This window comes from Rhizobium sp. CC1099, assembly GCF_029714385.1.
GTDB lineage: Bacteria > Pseudomonadota > Alphaproteobacteria > Rhizobiales > Rhizobiaceae > Rhizobium.
This window is the reverse complement of sequence record NZ_CP121641.1, coordinates 484,398-507,541: the sequence shown is the minus strand read 5'-3', so window position 1 is coordinate 507,541 and position 23,144 is coordinate 484,398. Positions and strand designations below refer to the sequence as shown.

Below are 23,144 nucleotides of genomic sequence, written 5' to 3'. Positions count from 1 at the left end.
CCCGGATTTAGTTTCGCTCTGCAAGAACATCCGGGACCGGCATACTCGAAAAGTGCAATGGCGGCGGCAACTGATCTTGAATCGGGCTGAAGTTCAGGTAGCTTCAGCCCGATCTTGCTTTTGAGGGGAATCAATCATGCTGAAAGTCGCCTCCGGCCTTGTGGCCGCCGGCATTGCGTTTTCCGTCGCAATAATGCCCGCCGTTGCCCAACCAGCGCACGATGCTGCGCCGGTCGTCCGCGTCGCGCAGTCGAAGTTCGTCAAGCCGCAGTATAAGCGCAAACTCGTGCGGCTCGTGACCGACGAAGCACCGGGGGCGATCATCGTCGATACCAACAACAAGTATCTCTACTTCGTCGAGTCGAAGAACCGCGCCACGCGCTACGGCATCGGTGTCGGCCGTGATGGCTTCGGATGGTCGGGCGTCGTCAAGGTCGGCCGCAAGGCAGAATGGCCGAGCTGGACGCCACCGGCCGAGATGCGCATCCGCGAAGCCCGCAAGGGCCATATCATTCCCGCCTTTCAGGAGGGCGGCGAGGACAATCCGCTCGGCGCACGCGCCATGTATCTCTATAAGGGCGGACGCGACACCATTTTCCGCATCCACGGCACCAATCAACCCTGGACGATCGGCCTCAACATGTCTTCCGGCTGCATCCGAATGATGAATAATGACGTCATCCATCTCTATTCGCGCGCTCCGGTTGGCACGAAGGTGATCGTCATCGGCCCCGGCAACAAGCAAGGCAACGTCGCCTTCCAGGACAGGGGTATCGACGTGCTGCGCACCATCTTCGGCGGCGGCTGACGTCGCTGATTACTTGATAACGACGGGCGGCCTTGTGCCGCCCTTTTCATATTGACGTCAGGTAAGATTGTTGCGGCCTGTTCAAGCTGTTACGGCTCACTTGGAGCCGCAGCTGACCTTGCCGCTGGCGGTGAACGGCTTTCCGTCGCCGCTGACCATCAGTCCGTAGGTGCCCGAAAAATTCTTCCCCCGGCCCTCGGCAATAATGACGAGGCTCAGTGACTGGTCTTTGGCGTCTTCGCTGCCATCATCGAAAATCTCGAGGCGGAGTTCACCGTCATGCGACCAGCGGTTCGTGAGTTTGCTGGAATCGAACACGCGTTTCCTGAAGGCCTCGGGAACCGAGTTGTTCTTGACGATCAGCGCGCCGCGGAAATGATTGAGCCTGTGGCCGGCCTCGTCCTGAAAGCCGCTTTCGATCGTGAACCGCGCGCTATTATCGTCCGTTGAGCAAAAGAAGCGGCTGTCGGCGTGAGCGGCCCCTGCCGCGCCAAGCAGACCTGCAAGCATTATGATTGTACGCCGCATAGCGCTGAACTCCGTGACCGGCCGAAAACCGGCCCGACTCACGCTAACGGAAAACCTCTTAATTTTTGCGGTATATCGCCGCCATAGGCCCAATCAAGCAGTTCAATCGTATGCAGAATTGGGATCGCTGTGCCGGTCGCGATCTGCGTGATGCAGCCGATATTTCCGGTTGCAATCACATCCGGCTTCGTCGCCTCAATATTCTTCACCTTGCGCACCTTCAGCGCCGCGGAGATATCCGGCTGCATGATGTTGTAGGTACCAGCCGAACCGCAACAGAGATGGCCTTCCGCCGGATCGCGCACCGTGAAGCCGGCCGCCTTCAGAAGTTGTTTCGGCGCCATGGTGATCTTTTGGCCGTGCTGCATGGAGCAGGCAGAATGATAGGTTACCGTCAGGCCCTTCGGCACATTGGCCGGCAGGTCGAGCGAGGCCAGGAATTCCGTTATGTCCTTCGCCAATGCCGCCACGCCTGTCGCCTTTTGTGAATAGGCGGGATCAAGACGGAGCATGTGGCCGTAATCCTTGATCGTGGTGCCGCAGCCGGAGGCGGTGATGATGATCGCGTCCAGACCACCCTTCTCGATCTCGCGCGTCCAGACATCGACGTTTGCCCGTGCGCTTGCAAGCGCCTGCTCCTCGCGGCCCATGTGATGCACCAGCGAGCCGCAGCAGACCTCGCCGGCGGGCGCTACCACCTCGATGCCAAGGCGGGTCAAAAGCCTGATCGCCGCCTCGTTGATCGCGGGATCGAGCACCGGCTGAGCGCAACCTGTCAGAATCGCGACCCGGCCGCGCTTTTCCGCCTTCGCAGCATGGACCGCCGGCAGCGAGAAGGGCGACGGCGCCGGAATATGTTTCGGCGCAAGTGCCAGCATCGCGGCAAACGGCTTCAAGGCCGGCGCACGCATCAGGCCCTGGAGCGGCCTACCGATCTTCGCAAGCTTCAACGCCAGGCGGAAGCGGCCCGGATAGGGCAGCACCGCCGCGAGGATGGCGCGCGTCAACCGGTTCATGAAAGGACGTTTATAGGTCTTTTCGATATTGGCCCGGGCATGATCGACCAAATGCATGTAGTCGACGCCGGAGGGACACGTCGTCACGCAGGCCAGGCAGGAGAGACAGCGGTCGATATGTGTAACCACTTTGGCATCCGCGGCCCGGCCGTTTTCCAGCATATCCTTGATGAGATAAATGCGGCCGCGCGGGCTGTCGAGCTCGTTGCCGAGCGTCACATAGGTGGGACAGGTCGCGGTACAGAAACCACAATGCACGCATTTGCGCAGAATCTTCTCGGATTCGGCGACGTGCGGATCGGTTAGCTGCTCGGCGGTGAAGTTGGTTTGCATCAGGCAACTCCCGGCCGTGAGGAGGCATGCCCCCCTCTGTCCTTCCAGACATCTCCCCCACAAGGGGGAAGATCGGATGCGACGGCCTTGCCGTCGAAGTTGGACCAGAGTGGAAAGAGCGCACGACATGCATTGCCAATCTCCCACCTTGTGGGGGAGATGTCCCGTAGGGACACAGGAGGGTGCCACAAGCGAATAACGGCCATCATATCACCCCATCTTTCCCTGATTGAGTATTCCCGCCGGATCGAATTTCTCCTTCACCCGCGCCGACAGCTGCGCGACGGCTTCGGGCTGCGGCTGGAACGCCGATACGGCAGCGCGCGCCGCGTCAGTTGCCCGGATCAGCGTAGCGTGGCCGCCGCCCAGCACCTTGATGAAACGTCGGATGAGCTGCGACTCCGGATGGGCCTCCATCCGCATCCAGATCAGGCCGCCTTGCCAATCGTAGAACGCATCGACGCCAGCTTCGAGGCGGAGGGCGGCGACGAGCTGGTGGCCGATGGTCGGAGCGACGGAGATGCGCCAGACCGGGCGCATCGTTTCATCGACATAAGGAAGCACATCGCGTATTTCGCGCCAGAGCTGGCGGCTGGCGGGCTCGTCCAATCTCGCGACCGTGCCGAAGGCCGACGTCGCCGACGCCAGCTTTTCAGCACGCGCTTCGACGGAGCCCGGCAGACCTTCGATCCTGAGAACGGTCGTCTCGCCCTCCGGCAGCTTGCCGCCGAGGAATTTCCAGGTGACGGTCAAGGGAAGGTGGGCCGCACCTGAGACCTCGACCGGCTGTGCCATCGCCGCGGCCATCGCAGCGGCTGCTTCCGCATCATTGAGGCCGGAGACGACGATTGTCTCTTCCGTTTTCGGCCGTGGCGGGACGCGGAAGGTGACTTCCGTCAGCAAGCCAAGCGTGCCGTGCGAACCGGCGAGAAGCTTGACGAGATCGAGGCCGGTGACATTCTTCATCACCCGCCCGCCCGCCTTGACGATCTCGCCCCTGCCGTTGACGAAGCGGATGCCGAGCAGGCTGTCGCGCGCCGCGCCTGCTACGAAGCGGCGAGGACCGGAGACGTTGGCGGCAAAGACACCGCCGATGGTCGGCTCGCCGGACGTGCCCATGACCGGGCGGTGGTCCATCGGCTCGAAAGCCAGCATCTGCCCGTTTTCCGCAAGCGCCGCCTCGACCTCTGCAAGCGGTGTTCCGGCGCGCGCGGTCAGGACCATCTCGCCGGGATTGTACGAGACGATGCCGGTCAGTCCGGTCGAACGCAACCGGTCCTTCGCCACAGCATTGCCGAAGCCCGAGCGGGTGTTGCCGCCACATATGGCAAGCGGCATACCCGCGGCCGCGTGTTCACGAATGATCGAGGCTGCGGCCTCTTCCGTCTCCGGCAGAAAATCGGTCATACGGCGGCGCGCCCATCAAGCGGGAAGACCTTGGACGGATTGAGCAGCCAGCCCGGATCGAAGGCGGAGCGCACCGCCATCTGCTGAGCGAGATCCACGTCGGAAAATTGATGCCGCATCAGGTCACGCTTCTCGATGCCGACGCCATGTTCGCCGGTGAGACAGCCGCCGGCATCGACGCAGAGCTTCAGGATGTCGTTGCCGGCGGCCTCGGCTCGCGCTGCGTCCTGCGGATCGTTGGCATTGAAAAGGATCAACGGGTGCATGTTGCCGTCGCCGGCGTGAAAGACGTTCGCGACGCGCAGACCGTAGCGATCGACGATCTCCGACGTCTTTTTCAACACATAGGAAAGTTGGCTGAGCGGCACCGTGCCGTCCATGCAGATATAGTCCGCAATCCTCCCCGTGGCCCCGAATGCGGATTTGCGACCTTTCCATATCTGGGCCGCCTCCGTCGCCGACTGGCTCTCGCGAATGGATCTTACGCCATGACGGCGGGCGATCTCGACGATGTTTTTCAAAATGCCGTCCATCTCCGTCTCGGAGCCTTCGACCTCGACGATCAGCAGCGCACCGGCATCGAGCGGGTATCCCGCATGGGCAAAGGCCTCGCATATCTCGATCGCCGGCTTATCCATGAACTCGATCGCCACGGGAATGATGCCCGCCGCGATGATATCGGCGACGCAGGAGCCGGCTTCCTCGGAACTGTCGAAGCCGAAGAGCACGGGCCGCGCACCCTCGGGCTTCGCGATCAGGCGGACCGTCGCTTCGGTGACGATGCCGAGCTGTCCCTCGTGGCCGCAGACCAGACCCAGCAAGTCGTAGCCTCCCGCATCCAGCGCCTTGCCACCGAGCTCGATCACCGTTCCATCCGTCAGCACCATCTTCACGCCGAGCAAGTTGTTGGTCGTGACGCCGTATTTCAGGCAGTGCGCACCGCCGGAATTCATGCCGATATTGCCGCCGATGGTGCAGGCCAGCTGCGAGCTGGGATCGGGCGCGTAGAAGAAACCATCCGCCGAGACCGATTCGGAAATATTGAGGTTCGTGACGCCCGCCTGGACGACGGCTGCCCGGTTTTGATAATCGATTTCCAGAATGCGGTTCATCTTCGAAAGGCCGATCACGACCGCATCCTCCTGCGGGATGGCACCGCCTGAGAGCGAGGTGCCCGCCCCGCGAGGCACGATCGGAATGCCGTAGCGATGGCAATATTTCATCACGGCTGCGACTTCGACGGTGGTGCTTGGCAATGCGACGGCAAGCGGCACCCGGCGATAGGCGACGAAGGCATCTGTTTCGAAGGGCACGAGCTCTCGCGCCTCGTGAATGAGACATTCGGGCGGCAGCAAGTCGACGAGATCGCCGACGATCTGGCGGCGGCGGGCCAGCACATCGGCGCGCGGAGCGAGAAAAGAGATGGCGTCAGACATGGCGCGCTTCCTTCGGACGAATGGCGGCGAAACCGGCGCGTCCTCCACGACAACCGGCTCGTTTGGCTTAGCACTTTCCCGAAACTGGCGCAAATGCTAGGCATTTATGCCAAAAGGGAAAAAGTCTAGAAGCAATATGACAAATCTGGGTGATCTCGAGATATTTGCCAAGGTCGTTTCGACCGGCAGCATGTCGCTTGCCGGGCGCGTGCTCGGCTTTTCGCCGGCCGTCGTTTCCAAGCGCATCAAACGATTGGAAGACAGGCTCGGCACACGTCTCTTGCAACGCACGACCCGCCAGATTTCGTTGACGGAGGCCGGCCAGGGTTTCTACGATCGCGTGCTCGCCATTCTCGCTGGGCTGGAGGAAGCGGAATATTACATCTCCGGTCGCTCGGCGCTGATGCACGGCACGCTAAAGATCTCGGCACCCACTTCATTCGGCCGCATGCATATTGCGCCGCATCTCAAGGCGTTCATGGACGCACACCCGGAGCTTGCGATCAACCTCGTGCTGACGGATGAATTAAGCGATATCGTCGGCGGCGGCTTCGACCTGGCAATCCGCATTGCCGAGCTCACCGATTCCAGCCTCGTCGCTCGAAGGCTCGCGCCGGTCCGGCGCCTGCTTTGTGCCGCGCCTTCCTATCTCAACATGCACGGGATGCCGCAAAGCATCGACGACCTGAAGAACCATCGCTGCCTGCCGGCGCACAACAACGACCTATGGCGCCTTGAAGGACCGGGCGGCGCGATGAGCCTGCGGCCGGAGGGCATGCTCGTCACCAATTCCAGCGAGGTGATCCGCGAGACGGTGATCGCGGGGCTCGGCATCGCGCTGCGCTCCACCTGGGATATCGGCGATGAACTCAAGAGCGGCAATCTCGTGCAGGTGCTGCCGGCCTATGAGGGCTCCCGCAACGTGGCGCTCTCCGCAGTATACCCCAGCCGGCAGTTTTTACCGGCCAAGGTTCGCCTGTTCATCGACTATCTCGCCGACCTCTACGGCCCGGTTCCCTACTGGGAACTTTAGGCATCGCACGAGAGTTGAGCAGCGCAAGACGCATAGTCACCCTATCTTGAAAGAATCCGGAGGAACAAATGTCCCCGGCATTGATTGAGACGTCAGTCGGGAGCATATTGAACAGCTGTGCAAGGACGGAATCAGAACACGATCTGACGGAATTCCGAAGCGGAACGGCAACGAATTTCCTTATTCGAAGTTGGAGATCATGTCCTCTACCGTCAAACGGCGCATGGACCGTGCAAGATTTCCATGCGAAACTTATATTAGTGATTCCTGAGGCAGACTTTAAAAGGTGACCCGACAATTGACGATTCTTGCCCGACTGGCTTCTGATGTGCAGCTGATGTTCCGTCGCCCGCCGCGACTGCAATATGCTGCCCTCTGCTACCGGGTGAAGAAGAAGACCAGTGAAGTCGAGGTTCTCTTGATGACGAGCCGCGATACGGGCCGCTGGGTCATTCCTAAGGGCTGGCCGATGAATGGCAAGCGCTCCTATGAAGTTGCCGCCCGTGAGGCCCATGAGGAAGCGGGCGCGCGTGGCGCTGTCGAACACGAGCCGCTCGGCTCCTACACCTATCCGAAGATGCTGAAGGACGGACTGAAAGTAACCTGCAAGGTCCAGGTCTATGTGCTTGAGGTCACCGATGTCGCCAAGAACTTCAAGGAAAAGGGCGAACGTAGGATCGAGTGGGTAACCTGCGACGAGGCGGTCAAGCGCGTCAACGAGCCCGAGCTTCGCGATCTCTTCCTGCTCTTCAAGCGAAGGATGAGCGAGCGGCCTCAGGCAAGCTTGCCCAGGCAGATTCCAGCGGAATGATTCCTGCCTTCTTGCGCTGCTAGGATAAAGGGGCGCTAAAGCAGGATTTGACCCAAGGAACAGAATGCCCAGCCGAACTCCCGTTCTTACGAAACGAACGCTCGACAAGGACCTCGACAAAATCACCCATGCCGAGGACGCGGCGAAGTTCGTCGCGCGCAAGCTGGTCGCCCCGGGCCTCGGCCTGATCTTCCTCGGTCTGGCGATGCTTTCTGCAGGCGTCTACGTCTTCGACCGGCAGGGCGCCGTTCTCGTCATCGCCGCTGCTGCGCTCGCTGCCTACATGGCCATGAACATCGGCGCGAACGACGTGACGAATAATGTCGGCGCCGCCGTCGGCGCGCGTGCCATGACGATGGCACAGGCACTCGTCATCGCAGCAGCCTTCGAGGTTCTCGGAGCAACAATCGCCGGCGGAGCGGTGGTCAGAACGATCTCGTCGAGCATCATCGATGCCGTACAGGTTCCCGAAGGCCTGCTTGCCTGGATCATGATGGCCGCGCTGATGGCTGCAGCGCTCTGGATCAATCTTGCGACCTGGCTGAACGCGCCGGTCTCGACGACACATGCGATCGTCGGCGCGGTGATCGGTGCCGGAATTGCCGCTGTCGGACCGGATCCCGTCAACTGGCGCGTCATGGTCGAGATTACCTCAAGCTGGATGACATCGCCTCTGATCGGCGGCGTGATCGCCGCTGGCCTGCTCTACCTCGTCAAGACCTTGATCATCTACCGTGACGACAAGATCGCGGCAGCACGGCGCTGGGTTCCGGCGCTGATTGCCATGATGACCGGCGGTTTTGCGGCTTATATGGTCTTGCAGCTCACGCCCGCCGGGCGATTTTCGTCACCGACGATCCTTGCATTCGGATTATCTGCCGGCCTCGTTGCCTGGGCAGCGTCAAGGCCGATCGTCGCACGGCAATCGCAAGGCCTCGAAAACCGCAACAGTTCGCTGCGCATTCTCTTCAAATTCCCGCTGATCGGCTCTGCAGCGCTGCTGTCCTTCGCACACGGCGCCAACGACGTTTCGAACGCCATCGGCCCGCTTTCGGCAATCGTGCGTTCGATATCGGGCCTTTCATCCGGCGGTAACGCGCCGCCACTCTGGGTGATGCTGATCGGTGCCCTCGGTATCTCCGTCGGTCTGCTGCTATTCGGCCCGCGCCTCATCCACCTTGTCGGCGAGCAGATCACCAAACTCAATCCGATGCGGGCCTATTGTGTCGCACTCTCGACGGCCTTCACCGTCATCGTCGCGTCCTGGTTCGGACTGCCGGTCAGCACGACGCACATCGCCGTTGGCGCCGTTTTCGGCGTCGGTTTCTTCCGCGAATGGTACACGCGCAATTCCAAGCGCCGCATCGAATATATGCGCAGCAAGGCCGAGGCCTGGGCGATCGACGAACCGGAAGATCCGAACGTTCATGAGGCGCGCCGCCGCTATCTTGTGCGGCGCTCGCATTTCATGACCATCATTGCCGCCTGGATCATTACCGTGCCTGCGTCGGCGGCGCTTGCGGCGTTGCTCTATTGGGTTATGTTCGCCCTCTTCGTTTGATCGGGATTGTTTGAGATGCGCGCCAATTTCCGCATGCAGCGGCTTTTCGTCGATGCTTCCTTGTCGCCGGGCGCCGCGGTGGAGGCCAGTTCCGACCAGTACAATTATCTCGCCAATGTGCTGCGCATGACGGACGGCGCCGAAATCCTGGTATTCAACGGCCGAGACGGAGAATGGAAGGCGAGCCTTTCCTTTCCGACCCGCAAGCGCATCCTGCTGACGCCGACCGAGCAGACCCGGCCCCAGCCGGCTCCATCCGACCTGCACTATCTTTTTGCGCCGCTGAAGGTCGGCCGCCTGGACTACCTCGTGCAGAAGGCGGTCGAGATGGGCGCCGGCGTGCTGCAGCCAGTCATGACGCAACATGTGCAGGGCAAGATCACCAATCTCGATAAACTGAAGGCCAATGCTGTCGAGGCGGCAGAGCAATGCGGCATCCTCGCCATCCCGGAAGTTGCCGAGCCGGTGAAGCTCTTCGATCTGCTCGACAACTGGCCGCACGAGCGGCGGATCATATTTTGCGACGAGGGCGATGCGGGGCAAAACCCGCTGCCACTGCTTTCGAAGATCGAGGAAAAGCAGCTTGCGCTTCTCGTCGGGCCGGAGGGCGGCTTTTCCGAGGAGGAGCGCGCGCGGCTGAGCGGCCTCGATTTTGTCACGGCCATCCCGCTCGGGCCGCGTATCCTGCGCGCCGACACGGCTGCGGTTGCGGCCATGGCGGTGATCCAGGCGGCGGTCGGCGACTGGAATTAACCTTCAAATCAGGCTCCGTTGAAACAGCCTGCTATTTTTTTGATGCGTCGTTGAAAGAATTTCACTTGCAACATACGTGAGACCGGCACTAATCACCCTTCCAATTGCCCGGGCTACCGGGCGTTCCCCAGAATACAGGTTACGTTGAATGGCTCGCGACACTACCGACCAGACACCGATTTCTTCGGTGCAGGAGCTGACCGATTACATTGCTGCGGGGAACAAGCCGAAGGAGCGCTTCCGCATCGGCACCGAGCATGAGAAGTTCGCCTTCTTCCGTGCGGACAACAACCCGGTTCCCTATGCCGGCGAAGCCAGCATCTCAGCCCTTCTGAAGGGCCTGCAGGCAAAGAACGGCTGGGATCCGATCATGGACGGCGAAAATATCATCGGTCTTGCCGAGCAGCACGGCATGGGCGCGATCTCGATCGAGCCGGGCGGCCAATTCGAGCTTTCCGGTGCGCCGCTGGAAACGATCCACGAGACCTGCAGGGAATCCAATTCGCATCTCGCGACGCTGCGCGAAATCGCCGAGCCGATGGGCATCCGCTTCCTCGGCATCGGTGGCAGCCCGAAATGGACGCTCGCCGAGACGCCGCGCATGCCGAAATCCCGTTACGACATCATGACCCGCTACATGCCGAAGGTCGGCACCAAGGGCCTCGACATGATGTACCGCACCTGCACGATCCAGGTGAACCTCGACTTCTCCTCCGAAGCCGACATGCAGAAGAAGATGCGCGTGTCGATGAAGCTTCAGTCGCTGGCAACCGCGCTCTTCGCGTCCTCGCCCTTCACCGAAGGTCAGCCGAATGGCATGCTTTCCTGGCGTGGCGACATCTGGCGCGACACGGACAACCGGCGCTCCGGCCTGCTCGATTTCACCTTCCGCGACGACTTCGGCTTCCAGCATTACATGGAATGGGCGCTCGACGTGCCGATGTACTTCATCGTCCGCGACGGCCACTATCATGACTGTACCCACGTCACCTTCCGCCAGTTCATGAACGGCGCGCTGAAGGGCAAGGTCGCCGCGTGGGAGCCGACGATGGGCGACTGGACGAACCATCTTTCGACGCTCTTCCCCGACGTTCGCCTGAAGCGTTTCCTCGAGATGCGCGGTGCAGACGGCGGCCCGTGGCGCCGCATCTGTGCCCTGCCCGCCTTCTGGGTGGGCCTTCTATACGACGAAGCGGCGCTCGATGCGGCCGATCAGCTGACGAAGAACTGGACATTTGCTGAAGTCAGCGCGCTGCGCGATGCCGTTCCAACGGCCGGCCTGAAGGCCGAGTTCCGCGGCCACGCCCTTTATGAAACCGCCCGCGAGGTCATCAGTATTTCGAAGGCGGGTCTGAAGTCGCGCAACCGGCTGAACAAGGAAGGCCAGGATGAGAGCATCTTCCTATCGCCGCTCGACGAGGTGATGGCGAAAAAAGCCACGCTCGCCGAGGACCTGCTGGCGCGTTACAACGGCCGCTGGCAGCACTCCGTCGAGCCGGTCTTCGAGGAATATCAGTACTGAACCCTTCGGCAAAAAGCCGTTTGCGCATTCCGATTTCCGTTTATAGTGGCGATTCACAAGCACTAGAAAGCGGGGGAGGACTGTCATGTTGCCACTCTTCGACATGATGATGCAGGCGCAGAATGGCGCGGCGATGGACGCGATCTCCAAGCAGTTCAACCTTGCCCAGGAACAGGCGACCAAGGCGATGGCGGCGCTGATGCCCGCCTTTTCCGCCGGGCTGAAGCGCAGCACGAGCAATCCCTATGACTTCATGGGCCTGATGCAGGCGGTCGCATCCGGCAACTATGCCAAATATTTCGAGGACATGACCAAGGCCTTCACCCCGGAGGGCATTTCGGACGGCAACAATATCCTCGGCCAGCTTTTCGGCTCCAAGGAGGTTTCGCGCGCCGTCGCCGCACAGGCCGCGCAGATGACCGGCATCGGCCAGGAGATCTACAAGCAGATGCTGCCGGTGATGGCTGATACGCTGATGGGCGGGCTCTTCAAGCAAGCGACCGGACAGATGGCCTCGCCCGTCAACCCCTTCATCAATACCGCGATGGGCGAGACGATCCAGAAATGGCTGGAAAGCACCGGTTTTGCGCCAAAGCCGAAAACAGCACCCGAGCCGAGCATCTTCGACAATCCGTTCACGCAAGCGATGCAGCTGATGTTCAGCACGCCGCAGCCAGAATCCAAGAAGGCTCCAGCCAACCCGTTCCTCGACAATCCTTTCGCCAAGGCCTTTCAGGACATGATGGGAAGCCTCAATCAGCCTGCGGCGCAAAAGGCGCCCGAGCCTCCGAAAGAAGAGGCCAAGGAGCAGGCGGAGAATTATCTGAAGATGCTCAACACCATGTTCGACAGCGGGCTTGAGGTCCAGAGGGGCTATCAGAAAAGCATGGAAGCGATCTTCGAGACATATCTGCCTAAGAAGGGCCAGCCTTCCTCCAAGATATAAAAAAACCCGGAGACGGCTTGGGAAAGCCGGTCACCGGGTCAAGCGGCAGGGCTATTGGCTATCACCCTGCGGGGAAACTGGCCGCTCCTAATCGACGTAGGAACGGAATATCGCGAGGCGCCAGCGGCGGCGCGCCGAGTTCGTCAGATGTGCCGACGGATCCTCGAAGAAGGTCGACGTCAACAGGGCGGCGGTAACGTCGGCCCGCGTCAGGCCGATATCCCGCAACTGATTGTCGTCGAGGTCATTCAGGCCGTTGATCGCTCTGCGATTGCGGAATGCGCGAAAGAGAGCCGTCAGCGGCGCAAGGGTTCCGCCGAGACGCTGGGAAAACGTCGCGGGCTGCTTGGCACAGTCGAGTTCTACTGTCTGGTCAATCATGCGCATCGAACTCTCCTTTCTTTCGGGCGCAACAGCCCACCCCTCCCGCGAGGTCGAGCGGGAAGGAGGGCTGAAACCTAGGCAGGACAGCAGGGTGTCTGTCCGTCACTTTGCTTGATTTGCATCCCGAAGATGCCAAAGACCTATTGATCAGTCCAACGAATGTTTCTAATGGTTATTATCAGCAATCGTTATAGGTGAGCCCATGTCCGCGCCTCTTGATATTGACCAGTTGCAGACTTTCATCGCCATCATAGATTCCGGCAGCTTCACCAAGGCGGCCGATCGCGTCTACAAGACGCAATCCGCCGTCTCGATGCAGATGCGCCGCCTCGAGGAACGAATCGGCAAGCAGCTCTTCATCAAGGACGGCCGCGGCAACCGCCTGACGGTGGAGGGCGAGAAGCTTCTGAATTACGCCCGCCGTATCATCCGCCTCAACAACGAGGCAATCGCCGCTTTCGACGACAACCGTCTCGAAGGCATGCTGCGCATCGGCACGCCGGACGACTACGCCGACCGCTACATGCCGGAGATCATCGGCCGTTTCGCCAAGACCCATCCGAATGTGGAGCTTTACATCGTGTGCGAGCCTTCGGTGGATTTGGCAGAACGCATGCACAAGGGCGAGCTCGACATCGCGCTGGTGACGCATAACCCGCGGGAACGCATGTCCGACGTCGTCAGAACCGAGCCGCTCTGCTGGGTCGGCTCCGCCAACCACCCGATCCGTGACGACGCGCCTGTGCCGCTTGCTGTCGGACGCCGCGACTGCCAGTGGCGGCAACTAGCCTGTTCGGCGCTCGATGCCGTGGGCCGCGAGCATCAGATCCTCTTCACAAGCTGGTCATGCACGGTGGTTGCCGCTGCCGTGCTTGCCGGCATGGCGGTTTCGGTGATGCCGGAATCGGCATTGCGGACAGGCATGAAGGTTCTGAGCCAGGCTGACGGCTTCCCTGCCCTGCCGCCGGTGCAGATCGGCATCATGAAGCGTCCGGGAGTTTCAATCTCGCTGATGAATGCGATCACGGCGCATATCACCGCCTGCCTCGACAACATCACGCCTGCGGTGGTCGACGACAATCTGGAACCGGATGTGAAGACGGCCTATGCGCGGCAGTATCCGCGCCTGAAGGCCGCCAACATGGTACCCAGCTGGTAGGCTTCAGGCCGCCTCGGCGAAAAGCGAAGCGCGGATGACGTGTTTCCATTCGTCCAGCATCCTTTTTGCCAGCTTTTCTTCGCTCTTGACCGCGAGGCGGATCGACGCGCCGATCAGGTGGCTGAAAAGGTAAGTGCGCGCTTGCATATCGACTTCCGGCATCTCCGGGGCGATGCGCTTTATCGCCTCGAGGAAAATTTCGGCCACGCGATTGCTGTGCTGGATGTTGAGCTGCAAGAGATCCTGGTCGGTCTCCGTCCCCATCCAGACGCCGAGATAGGTGGCGTCGTTGCGGTATTCGTTATAGTACCAGTCGATCATCACCGAGATCAGATCCAGTGCTTCATCGAGGGACTGGACGTTGGAGAACATGACGGCCGTTTTCGCCTGGACTGCGGCCGCATGCCGGTCGAAGAGCGCTTTGACGATCGCCGCCTTTTCAGGGAAATATTGATAGACCGAGCCGATCGGCACCTTGGCGGCAGCGGCGAGCTCCGTCATGCGCATGGCGCTGACGCCTTTTTGCGCGATCAGCTCTGCGGCGGCGGCGAGGATCAGATCGAGTCTCTGGATGCTGCGTTCCTGCTTCGGCTTCCGGCGAAGGCCGATGCGATCCATACCCTGCGCGCTCATATCGTTCCCGTGAATTATCGTTGAGCGGCGGAAGATGGCTCAAACCGGCGCATCCGAGCGATATGGCATGCAGGTATTCATGCGCCGTAAATCGAAAAGCTCGCATTTTAACAGACGCCAGAAGCATACGAAAATCGTGGTGATAAGCCCCGATTTGGTCGCTCAAAGCTGTGGATCAGTTAAGGCAGCCGCCGACTGTGCACGGATCGCATCGAGCCTGTGGCCGTGCTGTTTTTCAAGAGCACGAACGCAGCGGTTGCACCCTGATCAGGCCAGGCTCTTCTTCAAGAACTCGACGGTGCGGCTCCAGGCAAGATCAGCCGCCTTCTTGTCGTAGCGCGCCGAGGACGTGTCGTTGTTGAAGGCATGATTGACGCCGTCATAGACGAAGATCTGGAAGCTCTTGCCGTTTGCTTCCAGTTCCTTCTTGTAGGCGTCGATGCCGGCATTGATGCGGTCGTCGAGACCGGCATAGTGCAGCATCAGCGCCGCCTTTATGTTCGGCACGCCAGCCTTCGGCTGCGCACCGTAATAGGCGACGCCTGCCTTCAGCTCCGGTGATTGCGTCGCGAAATTGTTGACGACCCCGCCACCCCAGCAAAAGCCGATGGCGCCGACATTGCCATTGGCGAAGGGAAGCGTCTTCAGGTATTTGAGGCTTGCTTCGGCATTCGCGACAGTTGCGGCCGGCTCAAGCTTGCCGAACATTTCCCGCGCCTGATCCTCGTTCTCCGGCGTACCGCCGAGCGGCGAGAGGAAATCCGGCGCCAGCGCCACGAAGCCTTCCAGCGCCATACGCCGGGCGACGTCGCGGATATGCGGGTTGAGGCCGCGATTTTCGTGAATGACGATAACGCTGCCGAGCTTTCCGGATGCCTCCTTCGGTTCGACCAGATAGCTCTTCATCTCGCCACTGCCGCCGGGATAAGTGACATCCTGCGCCTTCAGCCGCTCGTCGTTGGCCGGGACCATTTCCGCGCTCGCCTTGTTTGCCGCAAGCATCGGCGCGATGACGGCGGCAGCACCCGCCGATCCTGCAAGTTTCGTCAGCTTGTCCATGAAGCTGCGGCGGTCGAGCGTCAGATGCGTGTATTCGTCATAGGCGTTGATCATCGCCTGCGTGATTTCCGGCTTGTCCATGTGCACCTCCTCTTTTCCTCGCTGAGCCAAAGCCCGATGAGAGAAGATAGGTCAGCCGACGATAACGCAGGAACAAAACTGCGTTACCCGCTGAAGGCCATCCAGCCGGCAAGCCACGCCCACATGGCACCAAGCACGACGTATCCGGCAGCAAAGAGCGGACTGCGGAAGCGCATGCGGTTGCTCGTCACATGCACGAAAGCGTGGGCATACCGCAGCGCCACGAAGATCCAGGCGAGCACGAGGGCGCCCAGATTGTCGGCCTCGGTGATGTAAAGCAGGATGCAGCAGACATAAAAGAGAACCGGCAGCTCGAACTGATTGGCGATGCTGTTCTTGACGAAAAGGCTTTCCGGCGGCTCGCTGCGGTTTTCGCGATAGTCCGAAAGCTTCACATTGCCGGCTTGCACCGCCTTCCGGCGGCGGACGCTGAGCAGCATGTAGAGGCCATAGACCAGCGCGACGTGGGCAATAATGGGCCAGAACATTTCGTAGCCGGTCATAGCGTCTCCTCTGCGGCTTCTCTCATATTTTTCAAAGCAGTAGAGGAAAGTTCCGGCACTTTCCAGCCTATCGCCCGTCGACACCGCCGGGTGTCAGACGGATCAGGACGAAACGAAGGATGACGATTGCCGAAACGGCGAGTGCTGCGAATTTCAGCTTTGTCATCCAGGGCAGCAACGCGGCGGCGGATGCGGCGGCGCTGCTGTCACCGAAAGCAATCAGGCCGGAGAAATTCTCGGCATAATCGGCAAAGCAGTAGATGAACGGCAGAACGTAGATCGCCTTGATGAACGCTGGATGCATCGGTTTGCCGAAATAGCTGCCGCCCGGCTGGAGCTTCACAACAATCGTGAAGAGAAGCATCGTCACCAGCGCCGGCAGGACGAGCTCCGGGCCAAGATACATGCTGCGCAGCAGCGCACGCGCGACATCGTTTTCGCTCAGCACATTCTGCATGGCGGTAACCGTAGGCTGATCATAGCCGGTGAAATAGGTGTCGAGCACCCTTTCTCCGGTTTCATACCGGAATGGCAGGACGAAGCCGAAGGTCGTCCATGCCAACACTGCGAGGCAGAGAATGGCAAGCAGCCCGATCATCCAGGAGGGTATCCGGCTGCCCGCAGTCACGATCAGGCGCCTACGCCCGGATAGTTCGGGCTCTCGCGGGTAATCGTCACGTCATGGGCATGGCTTTCGCGAAGGCCGGCGCCGGAGATGCGCACGAAGGTCGCGCGTTCCTGGAACTCCTTGATATCCTTGCCGCCGACATAACCCATCGCTGCCCTCAGGCCGCCCGTGAGCTGGTGCAGGACGCCGGAGACCGGACCCTTATAAGGAACCTGGCCTTCGATGCCCTCCGGCACGAGCTTCAGCGTGTCGCGGACTTCCGCCTGGAAGTAGCGGTCTGCCGAGCCGCGCGCCATGGCGCCGACCGATCCCATGCCGCGATAGGCTTTGAAGGAGCGGCCCTGATAGAGATAGACTTCGCCCGGGCTTTCATCGGTACCGGCGAGCAGCGAGCCGATCATGACGGCAGAAGCGCCGCAAGCCATCGCCTTGGCAAGGTCGCCCGAGAACTTGATGCCGCCGTCGGCGATGACCGGAATATCCTGAGCGCGCGCGGCTTCGACAGCCGACATGATGGCGGCGAGTTGCGGCACGCCGACACCGGCAACTATGCGCGTCGTGCAGATCGAGCCTGGGCCGATGCCGACCTTGACGGCATCCGCACCGGCATCGATCAGTGCCTTGGTGCCGTCCGAGGTCGCGACGTTGCCGGCCATGATGCGAACCGAGTTGGACAGCTTCTTGACGCGGGTGACGGCATCGAGAACGCGCTGCGAATGGCCGTGCGCAGTATCGACGACGAGCAGATCGACGCCGGCTTCGATCAGGCGCTCGGCACGCTCGAAGCCATCATCGCCGACGCTGATGGCGGCGGCAGCGCGAAGACGGCCTTGCGCATCCTTGGAAGCGTTCGGGTTCAGCTGCGACTTTTCGATATCCTTGACGGTGATGAGGCCAACGCAGCGGCCTTGCGGATCGACGACCAGCAGCTTTTCGATGCGGTGCGAATGCAGCAGGCGCTTGGCCTCCTGCTGATCGACATTCTCCTTGACCGTGACGAGGTTATCCCGCGTCATCAGCTCGTGGACCTTCTGGGCCGGATCGGAGGCAAAGCGGACGTCGCGGTTGGTCAGGATGCCCACGAGGCGGCCCGACTTCTCAACGACCGGAATGCCGGAAATGCCGTGCGTCTTCATCAGAGACAGCGCTTCGGCAAGCGTCGCATCCGGGCCGATCGTCACCGGATTGATGACCATGCCGCTTTCGAACTTCTTGACTTGCCGAACCTGCTCGGCCTGCTCGATCGGGGTCAGATTGCGATGAATGACACCGAGACCGCCGGCCTGCGCCATGGCGATCGCCAATCGGCTTTCGGTGACGGTATCCATTGCCGAGGAGAGGATCGGGATGTTCAGGTCGAAATCGGTCGCGATGCGCGTTGCGATGTTCGTCTGACCGGGCATGACCTCGGAGTGACCGGGCTGCAAGAGCACGTCGTCGAAGGTGAGCGCGTCCGCTCCGGTTGCCGTTTCTATGATGCGAGCCATAGCCAATTTCCTTCAATTAAGAAAAATGCGACCCACCCGGAACGAATCGTCCGCACCGGCGGTGTGCAAGGGTTGCTTTGGAAGTTGGCGAGGGCTCGTAACACGTCTATGACAGGAAGGGAATAGCAAAACGCCGGCGCATGCACCGGGTGCGTAATGGCTGCCATGCGCCTGGATCAGATGTCCAACTGGTAGGTCTTCGGCACGAAACGGTAGCCCGTTCTTAAAATAGACGGCCGATAATGCCTGCATCAAAAAGCGCAGCCGCTTCATTGCCAACGAAACTGCCATATATCCACTCTCCAATAACGGCGGTGGTCGCGCCACGCAGACCCTCTCGCTCTCCGTCCGGGATTCTTGCTGCGGCGGCTTGAACCTATGTCGATTTTAAAAGGAAAAGTTGCCGGGAACCGCCGTCTCACGCACACGTGATGCAAACCCGCAGCTCCCGCAGTTTCAGGGATTGGCAGAGGCGGCAACTGGGACTACACAGCACGGGCCCCCGAGCCATCCTCCCAAGAGTCGCCCAAGGCTTTTGCCTATGAACCGCATTGTTCCGCTGATCCTCGCCGTCGCGCTCTTCATGGAGCAGATGGATTCCACCGTCATTTCGACCGCCCTTCCCGCGATCGCCAGCGACCTGCATGTCGGGCCGATCACGCTGAAGCTGGCGCTGACCTCCTACATGGTGTCGCTTGCGGTTTTCATTCCAGTCAGCGGCTGGATGGCGGACAGGTTCGGCGCCAAGCGCATCTTCCGGCTTGCGATTTGCGTCTTCGTCATCGGCTCGATCTTCTGTGCAGTATCTTCCAATCTGGTCGAGTTCGTCTTCGCCCGCTTCCTGCAAGGCATGGGCGGCGCGATGATGACGCCGGTCGGCCGGCTCGTTCTCCTGCGCACCACCCAGCGGAGCGAACTGGTTTCCGCCATGGCGCTGCTGACGATTCCCGCCCTTGTCGGTCCGCTCGCCGGTCCGCCGCTCGGCGGCTTCATCACCACCTTTTTCAGCTGGCACTGGATCTTCCTGATCAACGTGCCGGTCGGCATCATCGGCGTCTGGCTTGCAACAATCTTTCTGCCGGAGGTTGAAGCAACCATGCCGCCGAAACTGGACTTCACCGGCTTCATGCTGACCTCGCTTTCCGCCGCGGGTGTCGTATTCGGCCTCTCGGTCGTAAGCCTTCCGGCGCTGCCGCCGGCAATCGGTGTCACATCCACCTTGACCGGCTTCCTTTGCGGCTATCTTTATGTGCGTCACGCCAAGCGCCACCCAGCCCCGATCCTGAACCTGAACCTCTTCCGCAACCCGACCTTCCGCACTGCGACGACTGGCGGCAACCTGTTCCGCATCTGCGTCGGCGCCATGCCCTTCCTGACGCCGCTGATGCTGCAGCTCGGCTTTGGCCTGACACCGTTCCAGTCCGGCCTCATCACCTTTTCCGGCGCAATCGGCGCAATCACTACCAAATTCATGGCACGGCGCGTTTTCGCCGCCACCGGCTTCCGCACGACGCTTCTTTCGGCAGCCGCGGTCACAACGATCGTCACAATCACGACAGGCTTCTTCACGCCCGCAACGCCGCATCTCGTCATCATCACGGTGTTGCTCATCGGCGGCTTCTCGCGCTCGTTCATGTTCACCGGCGTGAACGCGCTGGCCTTTGCGGACATTGAGGATCGAGAAGCGAGCCAGGCCACATCGATGAGCTCGGTGATGCAGCAGATCAGCCTCGCGCTCGGCGTTGCCGTGGCCGCAGCGATCCTCGAGACATCCATCTATTTCCGCGGCGAGGCACTGCAGGTCGCCGACTTCCATCTGGCCTTCTACGTCATCGCCGGACTGACGGTCGTGGCGACCATCCCCTTCATTCGCATGGACAGGAATGCAGGGGCGCTGGTTTCGGGCCATCGCGCCAAGCGGATCGGCCCAGCCATCGAGACCGAGCAACAAGCGGTGAAATAAGCCCTGCTATTCCGGCTTTTCGCAGACGGCGGCAAGCTTGTTGCCGTCGGGATCGCGGATATAGGCGGCGTAGAAATTCGCATGATAGGAGCGCAAGCCGGGCTTGCCGTCATCAGTACCGCCCGCCGCGAGGGCCGCCGCATAGAACGCGTCGACATCCGCGCGCGTTTCAGCGCTGAGCGCGATCATCGAACCGTTGCCGGCGGCGGCACGGCGGCGGTTGAACGGCGTGACGATCCAGAGTCGCGAGCGGGTGTCGCCATCGGCGGAGTAGCCGATCTCCTCGTCGGAGAGACGCTGAAGCTTGTAACCGAGCACCGGCAGTACGGCGTCATAGAAGTGCCGGGCGCGCTCGATGTCATTGGTTCCGAGAGTGACGTAGAGTAGCATCAGATAGTGGCATTCCAATCCTGCAAGCCGCCATCATCGCCACAGACGAAGCCAAAGATCAAGCTTCCACAGCGTCCGTGACCGGCTTGCGGCCTTTGAAGCCCTTCGCCAGCAGGAACATCTCGACCGATTCGGCACGAGAGGAAGCCGGTTTGACGTGCACCACCTGACGGAAATGCTGCTTCAGCATGTTGAGCAATTCGCGCTCCGTGCCGCCCTGAAAGGTCTTGGCGAGGAAATGGCCGCCTTCGCCCAGAACGTCGACGGCAAAATGCGCGGCAACTTCGCAGAGATGCATCGTCCGCAGATGGTCCGTGCGGTGGTGGCCGGTCGTGGGGGCCGCCATGTCGGACATCACCAGATCCGGCGTACCGCCGACCGCTTCCATCAGTTTCGTCGGCGCGTCCGGATCGAGAAAGTCGAGCTGCAGGATCGTCACGCCGGGAAGCGGCGCCATTTCCAGAAAGTCGATGGCCGCGACGCGGACATCCTCGTCGGTCGAGCCCGTCACCTTGGCGGCGATCTGCGACCAGCTGCCCGGTGCGGCGCCAAGGTCGATGATGCGGCGCGCGCCTTTGAGGATATTGTGCTTCTCGTCGATCTCCAGAAGCTTGAAGGCAGCCCGCGCCCGGTAGCCCTCAAGCTGCGCGCGCTGCACGTAGGGATCGTTGATATGGCGTTGCAGCCATTGCCGCGAGGAGGCCTTGAGCTTCTTCTTCTTGACGCGCTGGCCGAGCTTGCGGCCGGTGCGGTTGCCCGCGATCGGTGCCTTGGTCATTCTGTCCCTACCTTGCGCGCTGGCCGCGGCGGTTTCGATGGCGCCGCCAGACGCCGTCGTCCGCCATCATGTCGGTCAAGAGGCCTTCTCTCAAGCCGCGGTCGGCGACGCGCATGCGCGGGCTCGGCCAGCGGCGGCGAATTGCCTCCAGAATGGCACAGCCGGCGAGCACCAGGTCAGCGCGGTCCGGCCCGATGCAGGGATTGGCGGCGCGGCTCTCGAAATCCCACGAGAGAAGCTTCGCCTGCATGGCTGAAACCTCGTCATCCGAAAGCCAGATGCCATCCACCTTGCGGCGGTCGTAGCGCGGCAGGTCGAGATGGACGCCCGCCAGCGTCGTCACCGTGCCGGACGTGCCGATCAGGTGAAAATCGCCGGAATGTGCGACCTCGATTTCCGGGCAGTCGAACCGCGCAAGCATGCCCCCCACCTCCGATACCATGGTCTCGAAGCTCTCCGGCGTCACATGCTGCCCGCCGTGGCGCTCGGAAAGCGTGACGACGCCGACCGGCAGCGAGGTCCAGTGAGTGATGTGATTGGCAAGGCGGCTGAACCGATTCTCGCCGATGCGGATGACCGCGATTTCCGAGGAGCCGCCGCCGATATCAAAAAGCACGACGGAACGCGTTTCGCGGCCGACCAGTGACGAGCAGCCGGATACCGCAAGGCGGGCTTCCGTTTCGCGGTCGATGATCTCGAGTTCGAGGCCGGTCTCGGCAACGACGCGATTTAGGAAAATGGCGCCGTTTGCGGCCTGACGGCAGGCTTCGGTGGCGATCAGTCGCATGCGGCGGATCTCGCGGCTTTTCAGCTTTCCGGCGCAGACGCGCAGCGCATCGACGGCGCGGTCCATCGCCTCGTTGGAAAGGCGGCCGCTCGCGGCAAGCCCCTCGCCGAGGCGCACGATGCGCGAAAAGGCATCGACGACGCGGAACTGGCCCGGCCGGGTGGGCTGGGCAATCAGCAGGCGGCAGTTGTTCGTGCCGAGGTCGAGCGCGGCATAGAGTTCGTCCGGCCAGGGGTGCTCGGCGGCGTGATCGCGACGCTCGCGTTCAGGCGGCCGGCCGCCGCGATTGAAGCCATCGTTTCGAGGCTCGGAATGCCCATTGGCCTTTGCTATTGTTGGGGCTCTCGCAATGGCGGGATCCCTGGCAATGGCGGCAGGCTGGGCGGCGATCCCCGGCTGGCCGACCGGCTTGCCAGGCGCCAACGGACGGCCCTGCAGGCCGCGCTTTCCGCGATGCTTGCGCCGATTGCGGCGGCTGGATGAAGCGTCGCCATCCGCCTGCGCGGCCGAGGCCGGCTTTTCATGCTGCTGGATCGCTGGGGATGCGCCGTCATGCCGCTGGCCGCCGTTACCCCGGCGGCGGCGTTTGCGCTTGCGGGCCGGGTTCCCGGCTGCAGCTTCCATCGGGCGCGCTGCCTCTCCGGATGTCTCGGAGGAGGCCTGCGAAGCGGCATGAGGCGCGTTGCGGGACTGACCGCCCCGTTTGCCCTTCCGGCGTCGGGATTTCTTGCCGTCCCTGCGCACTGCCGCTGACGCCCCGTCAAATTGCGGCTTTGCGCCGCCTTCGGGGTCTTCCACGTTCGTTTTCCACGCGCCGCGCAAGTCCATGACGGTATGCAGCAGGCGCTCATTAGATTTTTGCGTTGCCGCGAGAATACCAGCGCGATGCAAAATCGCCAAATTCTTTTTGGATTCAAAAATCGAGACCCGCTCAACCTCACCCGATTAGGGTGCAGAAAATTTTTCCAAACAGTATTTGCATTCCTCCGGCTTTTGTTTATAAGCGCCGCACACCAGCGGAGCCGCTTTGCCGGCCGCGCCCTGCTGGGGAATAGTTCAATGGTAGAACAGCGGACTCTGACTCCGTCGATCTTGGTTCGAATCCAGGTTCCCCAGCCAATCAACCCTTTGAAAAACA

At 61.3% G+C, this 23,144-nt stretch carries 22 protein-coding genes and 1 tRNA gene; 10 read left to right on the top strand and 13 right to left on the bottom strand.

Annotated elements, in window-relative coordinates:
• The first annotated feature begins 136 nt into the window (after positions 1-136).
• Entirely contained in the window at positions 137-808 is a 672-nt protein-coding gene (locus tag QA644_RS02485) for a L,D-transpeptidase (RefSeq protein ID WP_283070936.1), read from the top strand.
• 96 nt (positions 809-904) lie between these two features.
• Here the strand turns inward: QA644_RS02485 and QA644_RS02480 are convergent, their stop codons facing one another.
• The 4 genes from QA644_RS02480 to QA644_RS02465 all read right to left on the bottom strand — a co-directional run bounded on the left by QA644_RS02480 (position 905) and on the right by QA644_RS02465 (position 5,528).
• Positions 905-1,336: a hypothetical protein gene (locus QA644_RS02480; RefSeq protein ID WP_283070935.1), complete on the bottom strand. Its 432-nt coding sequence runs from the start codon at positions 1,334-1,336 to the stop codon at positions 905-907.
• A 38-nt stretch (positions 1,337-1,374) separates the two neighbouring features.
• Positions 1,375-2,685 (bottom strand): glycolate oxidase subunit GlcF, encoded by a 1,311-nt coding sequence (glcF, locus tag QA644_RS02475; protein ID WP_283070934.1) that lies wholly within the window; start codon positions 2,683-2,685, stop codon positions 1,375-1,377.
• Positions 2,686-2,895: 210 nt separating this feature from the next.
• Positions 2,896-4,092 carry a glycolate oxidase subunit GlcE gene (gene glcE / locus QA644_RS02470; protein ID WP_283070932.1) on the bottom strand — a complete coding sequence of 399 codons (1,197 nt, stop codon included), beginning with the start codon at positions 4,090-4,092 and terminating at the stop codon, positions 2,896-2,898.
• Positions 4,089-5,528 (bottom strand): FAD-linked oxidase C-terminal domain-containing protein, encoded by a 1,440-nt coding sequence (locus tag QA644_RS02465; RefSeq protein WP_239595365.1) that lies wholly within the window; start codon positions 5,526-5,528, stop codon positions 4,089-4,091. Before QA644_RS02465 ends, glcE begins: the two co-directional genes overlap by 4 nt.
• A gap of 136 nt (positions 5,529-5,664) precedes the next feature.
• Between QA644_RS02465 and QA644_RS02460 the strand changes: the two genes are divergently transcribed.
• The 6 genes from QA644_RS02460 to QA644_RS02435 all read left to right on the top strand — a co-directional run bounded on the left by QA644_RS02460 (position 5,665) and on the right by QA644_RS02435 (position 12,154).
• Positions 5,665-6,561 (top strand): LysR family transcriptional regulator, encoded by an 897-nt coding sequence (locus tag QA644_RS02460; RefSeq protein WP_074066793.1) that lies wholly within the window; start codon positions 5,665-5,667, stop codon positions 6,559-6,561.
• Positions 6,562-6,859: 298 nt separating this feature from the next.
• Entirely contained in the window at positions 6,860-7,372 is a 513-nt protein-coding gene (locus QA644_RS02455) for an NUDIX hydrolase (protein WP_074066792.1), read from the top strand.
• Positions 7,373-7,436: 64 nt separating this feature from the next.
• The gene (locus tag QA644_RS02450) at positions 7,437-8,933 is read left to right on the top strand and encodes an inorganic phosphate transporter (RefSeq protein ID WP_283070929.1); all 1,497 of its coding nucleotides are present in this window, start codon (positions 7,437-7,439) and stop codon (positions 8,931-8,933) included.
• A 15-nt stretch (positions 8,934-8,948) separates the two neighbouring features.
• Positions 8,949-9,686 carry a 16S rRNA (uracil(1498)-N(3))-methyltransferase gene (locus QA644_RS02445; RefSeq protein WP_239595375.1) on the top strand — a complete coding sequence of 246 codons (738 nt, stop codon included), beginning with the start codon at positions 8,949-8,951 and terminating at the stop codon, positions 9,684-9,686.
• 148 nt (positions 9,687-9,834) lie between these two features.
• Entirely contained in the window at positions 9,835-11,208 is a 1,374-nt protein-coding gene (locus QA644_RS02440; RefSeq protein ID WP_239595377.1) for a glutamate--cysteine ligase, read from the top strand.
• Positions 11,209-11,293: 85 nt separating this feature from the next.
• On the top strand, positions 11,294-12,154 hold the full coding sequence (locus QA644_RS02435; RefSeq protein WP_239595378.1) for a DUF937 domain-containing protein: 861 nt from the start codon (positions 11,294-11,296) through the stop codon (positions 12,152-12,154).
• 87 nt (positions 12,155-12,241) lie between these two features.
• On the opposite strand, the gene QA644_RS02430 is transcribed toward QA644_RS02435, so the two are convergent.
• A complete protein-coding gene (locus QA644_RS02430) occupies positions 12,242-12,541 on the bottom strand; it encodes a DUF1127 domain-containing protein (protein ID WP_074066787.1) in 300 nt (99 codons plus the stop codon).
• Positions 12,542-12,740: 199 nt separating this feature from the next.
• Between QA644_RS02430 and QA644_RS02425 the strand changes: the two genes are divergently transcribed.
• Positions 12,741-13,697, top strand: a complete 957-nt coding sequence (locus QA644_RS02425) for a LysR substrate-binding domain-containing protein (protein ID WP_022717281.1) — start codon at positions 12,741-12,743, stop codon at positions 13,695-13,697.
• Between the two features lie 3 nt (positions 13,698-13,700).
• Here the strand turns inward: QA644_RS02425 and QA644_RS02420 are convergent, their stop codons facing one another.
• The 5 genes from QA644_RS02420 to guaB all read right to left on the bottom strand — a co-directional run bounded on the left by QA644_RS02420 (position 13,701) and on the right by guaB (position 18,088).
• On the bottom strand, positions 13,701-14,330 hold the full coding sequence (locus QA644_RS02420; protein WP_022717280.1) for a TetR family transcriptional regulator: 630 nt from the start codon (positions 14,328-14,330) through the stop codon (positions 13,701-13,703).
• Positions 14,331-14,597: 267 nt separating this feature from the next.
• Positions 14,598-15,470, bottom strand: coding sequence for a dienelactone hydrolase family protein (locus QA644_RS02415; RefSeq protein WP_283070926.1), 873 nt, complete (start codon positions 15,468-15,470; stop codon positions 14,598-14,600).
• A gap of 83 nt (positions 15,471-15,553) precedes the next feature.
• Positions 15,554-15,973, bottom strand: coding sequence for an MAPEG family protein (locus tag QA644_RS02410; protein WP_283070924.1), 420 nt, complete (start codon positions 15,971-15,973; stop codon positions 15,554-15,556).
• A gap of 67 nt (positions 15,974-16,040) precedes the next feature.
• On the bottom strand, positions 16,041-16,601 hold the full coding sequence (locus QA644_RS02405; RefSeq protein WP_283070922.1) for a hypothetical protein: 561 nt from the start codon (positions 16,599-16,601) through the stop codon (positions 16,041-16,043).
• A 2-nt stretch (positions 16,602-16,603) separates the two neighbouring features.
• Positions 16,604-18,088, bottom strand: a complete 1,485-nt coding sequence (guaB, locus tag QA644_RS02400; RefSeq protein ID WP_074066783.1) for an IMP dehydrogenase — start codon at positions 18,086-18,088, stop codon at positions 16,604-16,606.
• Between the two features lie 541 nt (positions 18,089-18,629).
• Here guaB and QA644_RS02395 point away from each other — a divergent pair.
• The gene (locus QA644_RS02395) at positions 18,630-20,051 is read left to right on the top strand and encodes a DHA2 family efflux MFS transporter permease subunit (RefSeq protein ID WP_283070921.1); all 1,422 of its coding nucleotides are present in this window, start codon (positions 18,630-18,632) and stop codon (positions 20,049-20,051) included.
• Between the two features lie 6 nt (positions 20,052-20,057).
• Here QA644_RS02395 and QA644_RS02390 read toward each other — a convergent pair whose 3' ends face one another.
• From QA644_RS02390 to QA644_RS02380, 3 genes are read right to left on the bottom strand one after another with little or no spacing between them, the layout of a single operon-like run.
• On the bottom strand, positions 20,058-20,441 hold the full coding sequence (locus tag QA644_RS02390; protein WP_239595391.1) for a VOC family protein: 384 nt from the start codon (positions 20,439-20,441) through the stop codon (positions 20,058-20,060).
• A 58-nt stretch (positions 20,442-20,499) separates the two neighbouring features.
• Positions 20,500-21,219, bottom strand: coding sequence for an RlmE family RNA methyltransferase (locus QA644_RS02385; RefSeq protein ID WP_194729051.1), 720 nt, complete (start codon positions 21,217-21,219; stop codon positions 20,500-20,502).
• 7 nt (positions 21,220-21,226) lie between these two features.
• Positions 21,227-22,804, bottom strand: coding sequence for an exopolyphosphatase (locus tag QA644_RS02380; RefSeq protein ID WP_283070918.1), 1,578 nt, complete (start codon positions 22,802-22,804; stop codon positions 21,227-21,229).
• A gap of 247 nt (positions 22,805-23,051) precedes the next feature.
• Between QA644_RS02380 and QA644_RS02375 the strand changes: the two genes are divergently transcribed.
• Positions 23,052-23,125: transfer RNA gene (locus QA644_RS02375), tRNA-Gln, on the top strand.
• Positions 23,126-23,144: the final 19 nt, after the last annotated feature.